The 763-nt window shown below is 75.5% G+C and carries 1 pseudogene; it reads right to left on the reverse strand.

The window, feature by feature from the left end:
* A pseudogene (locus GT042_RS39705) lies at positions 1 to 589 on the reverse strand (Rossmann fold nucleotide-binding protein); the annotation flags it as partial.
* Positions 590 to 763 lie beyond the last annotated feature (174 nt).

Here is a 763-nt window from a genome sequence, read left to right on the forward strand (position 1 = left end):
GCGGCGCTGCCCCGCGTACCGCGCGGACACCCCCCGCACCTCCAGCGGGAACGGCGACCCGGGCGCGGCGGCGGGCCGCTCCGGCTCCTGTACGGGTACGGGGGCGTCCAGCACCTCGCAGACCCGCCGCGCGCCCTCGGCGGCCCGCTGCCGGTACCGCACGGCGAGCGGGAGCCCGGCGACCGCCTCGAACGCGGCGAGCGGCGTCAGGACCACGACGGCCCCACGCGTAGGCCCGCGCGTCCGGCGTGGCGTCGTACCCGTGGTCCGCGAGCCCGTCGAAGAGCTGGTCGGGGGAGTACAGCAGCCCCCGGTACGGGTCGAAGGGGAGGTTCGGCACCGGCGGGAACACCATGGCCCCGTCGGCGCGGACCTTGGCCAGGGCGGCGGCCTCCATGGGGCAGCCGAGGAAGACGGCGCCGGAGGTGTCGGTGGCGATCAGGGTGTCCGTACGGCCGGTCAGGTCCACGGACTGGAGCCGGAAGCCGTCGAGCTTCCCGCCGGTTTCGACGATTCTGCGGTCGAACTCGTCGAGGGTTTCTATCTCCCGGTCCGTCGGCTGCGGTTGGAGGTCATCGCCATTCACCATGGCGTCACGATAGCGGCCGGTCCTTCACACCGTCCGCCCCGCCCGCACTCAGTGCCGCCCCGCCGCCCGCGCCCGCTCCACGGCGGCGCGCGGCCCCTCCCTGAAGGGCTCGCCGTGCCCGGGCAGGACAAGTGCCCCGGCCGGACCGGACAGCAGTTCCAGCGAGGCGAGGGC

The sequence above is a fragment of the Streptomyces sp. SID3212 genome, assembly GCF_009865405.1.
GTDB lineage: Bacteria > Actinomycetota > Actinomycetes > Streptomycetales > Streptomycetaceae > Streptomyces.